Source organism: Peribacillus sp. P4_C12 (genome assembly GCF_056402095.1).
This window is the reverse complement of record NZ_JBFUIB010000118.1, coordinates 1-9,313: the sequence shown is the minus strand read 5'-3', so window position 1 is coordinate 9,313 and position 9,313 is coordinate 1. Positions and strand designations below refer to the sequence as shown.

At 35.5% G+C, this 9,313-nt stretch carries 8 protein-coding genes; 7 read left to right on the top strand and 1 reads right to left on the bottom strand.

All coding sequences use genetic code 11. The annotated features are described in order from the left end of the window. Positions 1–498, top strand: a 498-nt coding sequence (locus tag AC1DUW_RS15185; RefSeq protein WP_477642878.1) for an IS3 family transposase, incomplete at its 5' end; no start/stop codon positions are given. A 444-nt stretch (positions 499–942) separates the two neighbouring features. Then, the gene (locus AC1DUW_RS15180) at positions 943–2,472 is read left to right on the top strand and encodes a multicopper oxidase family protein (protein ID WP_477642877.1); all 1,530 of its coding nucleotides are present in this window, start codon (positions 943–945) and stop codon (positions 2,470–2,472) included. 552 nt (positions 2,473–3,024) lie between these two features. On the opposite strand, the gene AC1DUW_RS15175 is transcribed toward AC1DUW_RS15180, so the two are convergent. Continuing rightward, a complete protein-coding gene (locus AC1DUW_RS15175; protein WP_477642876.1) occupies positions 3,025–3,681 on the bottom strand; it encodes a cupin domain-containing protein in 657 nt (218 codons plus the stop codon). A gap of 830 nt (positions 3,682–4,511) precedes the next feature. On the opposite strand from AC1DUW_RS15175, the gene AC1DUW_RS15170 reads away from it, so the two are divergent. From AC1DUW_RS15170 to AC1DUW_RS15150, 5 genes are all read left to right on the top strand, one after another. Beyond that, on the top strand, positions 4,512–6,404 hold the full coding sequence (locus tag AC1DUW_RS15170) for an OPT family oligopeptide transporter (RefSeq protein WP_477642875.1): 1,893 nt from the start codon (positions 4,512–4,514) through the stop codon (positions 6,402–6,404). Continuing rightward, positions 6,394–6,759, top strand: coding sequence for a PqqD family protein (locus tag AC1DUW_RS15165; RefSeq protein WP_053345410.1), 366 nt, complete (start codon positions 6,394–6,396; stop codon positions 6,757–6,759). Before AC1DUW_RS15170 ends, AC1DUW_RS15165 begins: the two co-directional genes overlap by 11 nt. A gap of 276 nt (positions 6,760–7,035) precedes the next feature. Beyond that, complete coding sequence (locus AC1DUW_RS15160) at positions 7,036–7,845, top strand: SDR family NAD(P)-dependent oxidoreductase (RefSeq protein ID WP_053345411.1); 810 nt, start codon at positions 7,036–7,038, stop codon at positions 7,843–7,845. A 206-nt stretch (positions 7,846–8,051) separates the two neighbouring features. Next, complete coding sequence (locus AC1DUW_RS15155) at positions 8,052–8,657, top strand: methyltransferase (RefSeq protein WP_053345412.1); 606 nt, start codon at positions 8,052–8,054, stop codon at positions 8,655–8,657. Between the two features lie 334 nt (positions 8,658–8,991). Next, the coding region (locus tag AC1DUW_RS15150) for an MFS transporter (RefSeq protein WP_477642874.1) at positions 8,992–9,313 on the top strand (322 nt) is incomplete at its 3' end.

The following is a 9,313-nucleotide window of genomic DNA, read 5'->3' as shown; positions in this document are numbered from 1 at the left end:
ACCATTAATGAGAAATGGGTAGCAGATATTACGTATATCCACACGTTAAAAGACGGATGGTGTTATTTAGCTTCGGTATTAGACCTTCATTCTAAGAAAATAGTAGGATATTCATTTTCTCGTTCAATGACGACAGAACTGGTCATAAAAGCTTTCAATAACGCACACATATCACAAAAGCCCTCGGAGGGCTTAGTTCTTCATACGGATCTTGGCTCACAATATACAAGCAGTGAGTTTACTCAACATATCCAAAACCATCATATTAAGCAATCCTTTAGTCAGAAAGGTTGCCCGTACGATAATGCCTGTATTGAATCCTTTCATGCCCTATTAAAAAGGGAAGAAGTCAACCACGTACAATATCTAGACTATCAAACAGCTAAATTAGCAATGTTCCAATTCATTGAAGGTTGGTATAACCGAAAAAGAATTCACAGCAGCTTGGGCTATCAAACCCCACAAGCRATTGAAGATCGTATTAGGAATACAGCTTAAGATTTAACTTATTAGTGTCCAAAATATTGACTCAAATCCAGTGCGTTAGTTCCATAGGATGCAATAATGAAGACCACAATAAGTGGTAAAGCCCTTCTCTTAATTGAGAGGGGCTTATTTATTTTCATCTCTGAACATTAAATGATATTAGTCCAAAGTAAAGGGCCCTAAATCAGGGACATTTGTAGGACTTATTCTGCTAAAGCACCTCTTAGTTGAACAACGATTCATTGTAGATAAGTTACTTATTGTATTTAAACTTTTTATCAATTATTTTAGTTCTTTGATGAAGAACTAAATAACTTACTAAAGCCCCTACTGTATTAAGTATATTGAATATGTTGTGAGAAATATCTCATTGAATCAATTTGAATTTGTCATACAAAGCTTGTAATTTTTATAACCTTAGAAAGAAGTTAATTATGATCAGAAAGGAGCGGAAATATGCTTCTCTCTAAATTTGTAGATGAACTTCCTATCCCACCTATTTTAAAAGCTCGATGGAAAGATCAATTTCATACTTATTATGAAGTGAATATGACAGAATTTAAACAATCACTCCATAGTGAGTTAAATGATACAACTGTATGGGGCTATGAAGGCAGCTATCCAGGACCTACAATTGAAGTAGAGAGCGGAGAAAAAGTGTTTATCAAATGGATCAACAATCTTCCAGAAAAACATCTATTGCCGGTAGACTATACGGTACATGGTGCCCATTTGGATGTACCGGAAGTACGAACGGTAGTACATGTTCATGGCGCTAGTGTTGAACCGGAAAGTGATGGCTACCCGGAGGCTTGGTTTACAAAAGGATTCAAACAAGTGGGTCCATATTTTAGAAAGCAAATATATCAATATGATAATAACATGCGGGCTTGCAACCTCTGGTATCATGATCATTCAATTGGTATCACAAGACTCAATGTATATTCTGGGTTGGCAGGATTTTACTTTGTAAGAGAGCAACGGGAAAGTTTATTAAATTTACCAGCTGGTCAATACGAAATCCCTCTTATGATTCAAGACAAAACCTTTAATTATGATGGTTCTCTTTATTACCCAAGAAAGCCAGAAAATCCAGTTGTGGAATTAGAAACATCGATAGTTCCTGAATTTTTTGGGAATACAATCCTAGTGAATGGCAAAGTATGGCCCTTTTTAAAAGTGGAGCCACGTAAATATCGATTTAGACTGCTTAATGCATCTAACACCCGTTTCTATAGGTTCAAGCTTGATTCGGGACAACTTATTTATCAAATCGGAACGGATGGAGGATTAATGGAATATCCGATAGGAGTCAAAGAAATCATATTGGCACCTGCAGAAAGAGCAGATGTCATCATTGATTTTACCAATCTTGAGGAAAAGAATATTATCGTGAAAAATGACGCCCCCGCACCTTTTCCAGATGGGGATCCTGCAAATGCAGTAGGTATAGTGATGGAATTTAGAGTCTCTCTTCCTCTTACAAGTATTGATACCAGTGTTATTCCGTCGTATATGGAGCCTTTTCCAAAGATAATTGAACAGTCAGCTTCAAAGGAGAGATACTTAACTTTAAATGATAATATGGATCAGTACGGACGGGAATTCATGTTATTAGATAATAAACCGTGGGATGCCCCTATTACAGAAAATCCAAAATTGGGATCAACCGAAATATGGTATCTAATTAACTTAACTACAGATACACACCCTATTCATCTTCACTTAATTGATTTTCAAATAGTAGACCGGAGAGATTTCGATGTAGAAAAGTATAACAAGGAGAGAATTATCCATTATACGGGCCCCGCGTTGCCACCCGAACCACAAGAACGAGGAGGGAAGGATACAGTAAGAGCTAATCCTAAACAAGTAACTCGAATTATCATGAAGTTTGGTCCCTATACAGGATTGTATGTTTGGCACTGTCATATATTAGAGCACGAGGATTATGAGATGATGAGACCATATATTGTTATCCGATAATAGACTGTATCCTGTCAATCCTAAATGCACGCTAGGGTATATTTTAATACAGAGCATGCGATATTTTTGAATGTATTCAAGGAGATTGGAAGCGTAATATAAATACTAGTGATAAAGTTACTTTTACTCATTTACTTAATTTTATCAATCTTATGTATTCATGACTTTTCATTTCCGAATAGAAAATTTGTGGTCATTCATATTATGGTGGTCACCCAATGTGTTAATAAGTATTATTAAATCCAGCACATACTTGGATACGATTATTCAATACTAGGATTTATCTTTTTCAAATTTCATATTCCGACTAGTTTCTTCTATAATATATGAGAATTTAAAAATTGATTCCTCTCTATAATTTAGTGGAGTGTAGCGAAAATATATGAAATCGACTTTTTAAAAGAGTCATGTAATTAATAGCAATGGAGAACCCTTTTTATATAGGGTTCTCCATTGTTTTTTGAATGAAAAAATCACTTAATAACACCTATTTATTTTTCTAAACCTGTCTTTCAAATTTTTTTAAAAAATTATCAGAAGATGAGTAAACTTTTAGTAAAAATAATACTGAGGATTAGGTGGAATTTGATAGTTATATGCCGGAGTTGTATACATTTGGTTTTCATAGTGATTTATATACTGCTGCGGATATTGATGTGTAACGCCTTCACTAGCTCTGTTGCAGTTAGCAGGTGGACCAATAAATGTTGCTGATTTGACTGGTGCAATTGCTTTTTTCCATTGGTTTTCATCCATGCAATAGGTATGCGCCATAATATCCGGAGGTGTCAATTTCAAGATATCCGAACCAAGAATTACTTCGGGCGTTGGTGCATTAAAAATAGCAAGTAGATGTGTGTCATCAAGAGTCGCCACTTCATAATGCCACCAACCTTGTGGAACGTTGGCTACTTGACCAGGTGTAATAGGATAATTCTGTATTTGTTTTGTAAAAGGATTCAGTAATGAAACAGTTGCAGCTCCAGAAATACAGTAAACTAGTTCTGCAGCATTTTGGTGATAATGCGGTTCTACGACATTGTTGACGCTCAGGAAAATATCTAGTAAAGACGTATTTTCAAGTGTGTTCAATTGTTTGACACCTAATACATTTATATAGTTTTGATTATCTTTTTTTAAGAGGAGACTTTTATTTATATCAAAAGTGAATTGTGTTGATGGTGAAGTGTAGTCCATATATGAAACCATAGTAAATCATTCCTTTTAAAAATCGTAGTTTAATGCAGGATATGTATATATTCATTTTAATGTGCAAAAGCCTAGTTAAAAATAAATTGTTGTACAGTTTGTAACAAAGGCTAATGGGTATCCGATGTAAGAGTAATATATAATTAATTCACCTAAGGTGTTTACAAAATAAAAGCATAAAGATGGCATGGATAACTCAATCTTTACTTCAATTTAATACTATTAATTTAAATAATATAAAAAGTTCAGGCGTATAATTTCAAACGTCTGAACTTTATTTAATTGGTTATATTAAATAGTATTGTTTAATTTTATTGTGCTAGAACTAGGAAGGTACTAGACCAGTTAGGATAAATTCCGGTTGAAATTGGATATATAGTCCATTTTTGTTCTGTGGTAAACAGCTCCGTGAAAATCCAAAACATTAATCGGTATCATGGCCTGTTGACATATACTTTATTTTTGTTCGTCCCTGAGAAATAGATCTATAAACCTAGGCTGCTGTTGAAATTTATTGCGTCTCAAGTCTGAAAATCAATCGTAAAAAGAAATGGCAATTCAGTTTTAGATTGCCTAGATGATACTCTTTTTGTAGTGATTAGCCAGAGTTTGACGATATGGGTACCCATATTTGTTTTGTATTTAACGCTAGAAGATAGAAGGTATTAATTGAGCATTATTCTTCTATAATATTGAAATGAAATGAGCTTATCTGAATTTTTACTATAGTCTAATTTTAAATAAGCAGAATTTTCCCATTGCGTGTTATGAAATTACAGTGATATAATGTTTCCTATGATTTTAAAAGTTTAACATAGGAAGTGGCTAAATTGTCGAACAATTCAAAAGAAAGTAAATTCGTCCCGTACATATCTGCATCTAAATCTCTACCAGAATTAACTGTAACAGCTATAATTCTAGGGATTATTCTTGCCGTCGTATTTGGGGCAGCAAATGCATACTTAGGCCTACTTATTGGATTAACTGTCTCTGCTTCAATACCCGCAGCGGTAATCTCCATGGCTATTTTAAGAGGGATTTTTCGTAGGGATTCAATTTTAGAGAACAATATTGTGCAAACGATGACCACAGCAGGTGAAGCCATTGGCGCCGGTGCTGTATTTACTATTCCAGCATTATTCATGTGGGATATCGAAGTGAGTCAAGCATTTATCATTTTCGTTGTATTAACGGGGGGATTCCTAGGAGTCTTTATGATGGTTCCCCTTCGTCAACTTTTAATTGTGAGAGAACATGAAACATTACCTTATCCTGAAGGTACGGCATGTGCTGAAGTACTGAAGTCAGGTGAAAAAGGTGGTACAAGTGCCAAGTTAATCGGAGCCGGATTAGTAATCGGTGGAGTTGTTAAAGCGCTTGGTGATGGATTTAAGCTTTTCAAAACAGAAGTTGAAACAGGAATTTCGAATTTTAAAAATGCAGTAGTTGGTCTTGATGCCTTTCCTTCACTTTTGGGAGTAGGTTATATCATTGGACCACGTGTTGCTGGACAAATGCTAGGTGGAGGGTTATTAGCCTGGGTCGTTCTTATACCAGCAATTAGTTTCTTTGGAAGCACCAATACAACAGCTATTTTCCCTTCTGATGTACCAATCGGTGAATTGGACGCATGGGGAATATGGGATAACTATATCCGTTATATTGGAGCTGGTGCAGTTGCTACTGGTGGATTAATCACTTTAATTAAAACATTACCTATTCTTTTCAGTTCAGTTTTTGATACTCTTAAAGGCGTAAAAGCTAATAAAGGACAACTTAAATCTGGTTCTATACGTACTGAAAAAGACATACCAGCTAAATACGTTTGGTTGGGAACAATCATTGTTATTTTAATCATTGCTTTCACACCTATAACAGATGTAGGAATCATCGGTGCGATTGCAATTGCCATTTTTGGATTTTTATTCGTAACAGTGGCTTCAAGGGTTGTTGGAATCGTCGGAAGTTCTTCTTCCCCTGTTTCTGGAATGACTATAGCCACACTATTAATTGTAGCGATTGTTTATAAAGCTACTGGTTTTACAGGTACAACTGGAATGGTGGCCGCTTTAACCGTGGCTGCAATCATTTGTACAGCACTTGCTGTTTCAGGTGACGTTTCTCAAGATTTAAAAACAGGTTATATCGTAGGTGGAACGCCATGGAAACAACAAGTTGCTATGATGATTGGTGTTGTCGCTTCTGCTTCAGTGATTGGGTTTATCCTAGTTCTAATGGATAATGCCTATACAATGGGATCTGCAGAACTTCCTGCACCTAAAGCGGCACTTATGAAAATACTTGCTGAAGGTGTTCTTGGAGGAGACTTACCTTGGACCCTTATCTTTATCGGTGCGGCCATTGCCATCACTTTAGAGTTTTTCGGTCTAAATTCACTAGTTGTTGCAGTAGGTATTTACTTGCCAGTTCATACTAGTGCCCCAATTATGATTGGTGGATTTGTACGTTTCTTCGTTGAATACTTCGCGAAAACAAAAGAAGCACTAAAAGCACGAGTAGATAGAGGTACATTATTTGCATCTGGATTAATAGCAGGAGAATCATTAATTGGTGTGTTTATTGCAATATTGATTGCAGCAGGAGTTCAAGTTCCAGCTGCTGCGAAATTAGCAAGCAATCTGATTCCATTCTTACTATTCCTTGCTCTAGCTGGATTGCTCTGGTTCATATCTAGCAAAGGGAAAAAAGAAGATGCTTCGTAAACGCAAATCACAAAAGAGGAATCTGTTAACAATGGTTCCTCATTTGGAAAGGCGCGTCACTTTGGAACATGATTCTTCGGAAGCAACCTTTTTGATCATTCAACGGACCAATTTTGTGGAAAGAATAACGATTCGTTTTTTCAAACAGCCTTCAGTTCGCCGAATCAAGCTAGATAAATTTGGAGCATTTGCTATTCAACAAATGGAATTCCAAAGAAATGTTAATCAGATTTCTGAAGCTATGAGCGAACATTTTGGTGAGGAAGCAGAACCAGCCCTACCACGGTTAATGAAATTTTTGGAAATTCTTGAGGTTCATGATTGGATCATATGGGATGCAGATGAAGAGAAATGAAAAACAAGCTGAAGCATATTTTGATGCTTCAGCTTGTTTTTTGCTGTTTTGGAAAGTCTAGTATAGAGAAAACATATAGAATAATTATTCGAAATGATATCAAGATAGTCAGGAATTTTATTTCATTATTTCAAGTTACACCTATTTAAAAAAATGAAAAAATGAACAATAAGTATAATTATTTGTAATCTGTTTATTGTAGGTGTATTCTAGACATGTTAGGCATAAATAAAAAAAAGTAAGAACGTTATATTCATGAAAAGCAGGTGGAGAATTATGGGGAGAGTACAAGGTAAAGTAGCGTTAGTGACGGGTGGAGCATCTGGTATTGGATTATCTATATCCACATTAATGGCTAAAGAAGGCGCAAAAGTCGTGATAGCTGATTTTAATGAAGCAGGAGCTAAGGAAGCGGCAGAAAGCATTAAAAAACAAGGTGGAGAAGCTACCGGAGTATTTTTAGATGCTGGGCAGGCAGATTCGATTAAGGCTGCTGTTGACTTTACAATAGAACAATACGGAACTATTACAGTACTAGTTAATAATGTTGGCTTAACTAACTTACATAAAGATCTTGATGTCGTGAATTTAGATTTGGATGAATGGGATCGACTTATGGATGTAAACTTGAAAAGTGTACTATTAGGAAGCAGATTTGCTATTCCACACATGATTAAAGCAGGTGGAGGTTCCATTATCAATACTGCATCAATGGCTGGGTTTGCGGGCGATGCCGTACGATCAGCTTATGGCGCGTCAAAAGCAGGTGTTGTGAACCTGACTCGTTATATCGCTGCACAATATGGTAAAGATCATATTCGTTGCAATGGAGTGGCACCAGGCCTTATTTTAACTCCTGCAGCAAAGGATAATATTCCTCCAGCTGTACTCGAGATATTTGCCAAGTATAATGCATTGCCATACCACGGTGAAGCGGATGATATCGGATATACCGTGGTATTCCTTGCATCTGATGAGTCAAAATTCATTACAGGACAGACGATCCAGGTGGAAGGCGGCCACTATATGGCCAATCCAAGTATCTCCGATTTCAATGAATTTGTAGCAAAAGCACAGTCGAAATAACGATAGAGTAGATATTCATATAATAAACTTTACCCCGAATAAGCACTTTCATCATTCGGGGTTTTTAACATTAGCTAGAAGGCATCTTATGAAAATAATAATGAAAAAATACAATCCTCTACATAAACCAGGGCTTACGATTAAATTAGTTTTTTTATATAATAATCCATGAAAAATCACTATTACATTTAAGCAGGTGTGTATAAATGAAAGAAACATATTATGATGAATTGCTAAACATCAAAACAGTAGGAGAACAAAAGGAATTTAATAAGTCTTTGCATTATCATCGTTATGAGCCAACGCCATATAGCGCACTAGAACAATTATTCAAGAAGTATCAATTAAAAAGTAGTGATCGCATTGTGGATTTTGGTTGTGGTAAAGGGCGATTGAATTTCTTTATTCATTACTTATTTCAAGCTTCTGTTGTTGGAGTAGAAATGAATAGAACTTTCTATATAGAAGCTATTGAAAACCGAAATAGGTATATGAAAAAAACGAATAAAAACAAAGATAATATAGAATTTCATTGTTGTTTGGCAGAAAATTACGAGATTGATTTGCGAGACAATCGTTTTTATTTCTTTAATCCGTTTTCCGTGCAAATTTTCATGAAAATCATTAATAATATATTGCTTTCATTCGAAAAGGAACCACGGGAAATCGAATTGGTTTTATTTTATGGATCAAAAGATTATATCTTTTTCTTAGAAAATCAAACCGCTTTTGAAATGAAAGAAGAAGTAATGTTACCAGATTTATCTGAGCATAATCCTTATGAGAAATTTGTCATATATCAATTGTTATAGTAAACAAAACTCTTTTTGGAAGGTAAACTATTCATAAAAAAGTTTCAAATCGAAATGTATATTTTGCATTGAAGGAAAGGTAGTTTCTCCTTAATTATCCAAACTCCAAAAAAAACTTGTGAAATTTATCTATTTATTACTATTTTTGTAGAAAGTTCACTTAATTGTGATATTTTATATCTAGGACAGAAATCTGTTACTTTACCAGTAAAAGTGCACTTCATTGATATGAGGATGTAAACAGCGGTGATCCTGTTGGTAGCTAACCGCAGATTCTTTCTGTCACTGGTAGATAATCATTTGCGGTTTATTTTGTAAAGGGGATGATGGAGAAATGGGAAAAACAAAGAATCGGTGGCTGATTGCTGCCTCCGCAGTTGGGATTCACCTGTCGATTGGTTCTGTGTATGCTTGGAGCGTATTTACGAAACCACTCGCAAGTGAATTCGGATGGGATTTGACTGATATTAGCTTAACATTTAGTATTGCAATTTTGTTTCTTGGCCTATCCGCGGCATTTCTTGGACATTTTGTTGAAAAGTATGGTCCTAGAAAAGCTGGTATACTCTCAGCCGTTTTTTTTGGCTTAGGTATTTCGGGTGCTGGTGTAGCGATCAACATGGAATCATTGCCTTTACTTTATATTGCATATGGAG

What these genes read in the sequence shown, in the direction of transcription:
- AC1DUW_RS15165 (WP_053345410.1), top strand. Translation starts at nt 6,394, where the DNA reads ATGCTTCGTAAACGCAAATCACAAAAGAGGAATCTGTTAACAATGGTT.
- AC1DUW_RS15155 (WP_053345412.1), top strand. Translation starts at nt 8,052, where the DNA reads ATGAAAGAAACATATTATGATGAATTGCTAAACATCAAAACAGTAGGA.
- AC1DUW_RS15180 (WP_477642877.1), top strand. Translation starts at nt 943, where the DNA reads ATGCTTCTCTCTAAATTTGTAGATGAACTTCCTATCCCACCTATTTTA.
- AC1DUW_RS15175 (WP_477642876.1), bottom strand. Translation starts at nt 3,681, where the DNA reads ATGGTTTCATATATGGACTACACTTCACCATCAACACAATTCACTTTT.
- AC1DUW_RS15160 (WP_053345411.1), top strand. Translation starts at nt 7,036, where the DNA reads ATGGGGAGAGTACAAGGTAAAGTAGCGTTAGTGACGGGTGGAGCATCT.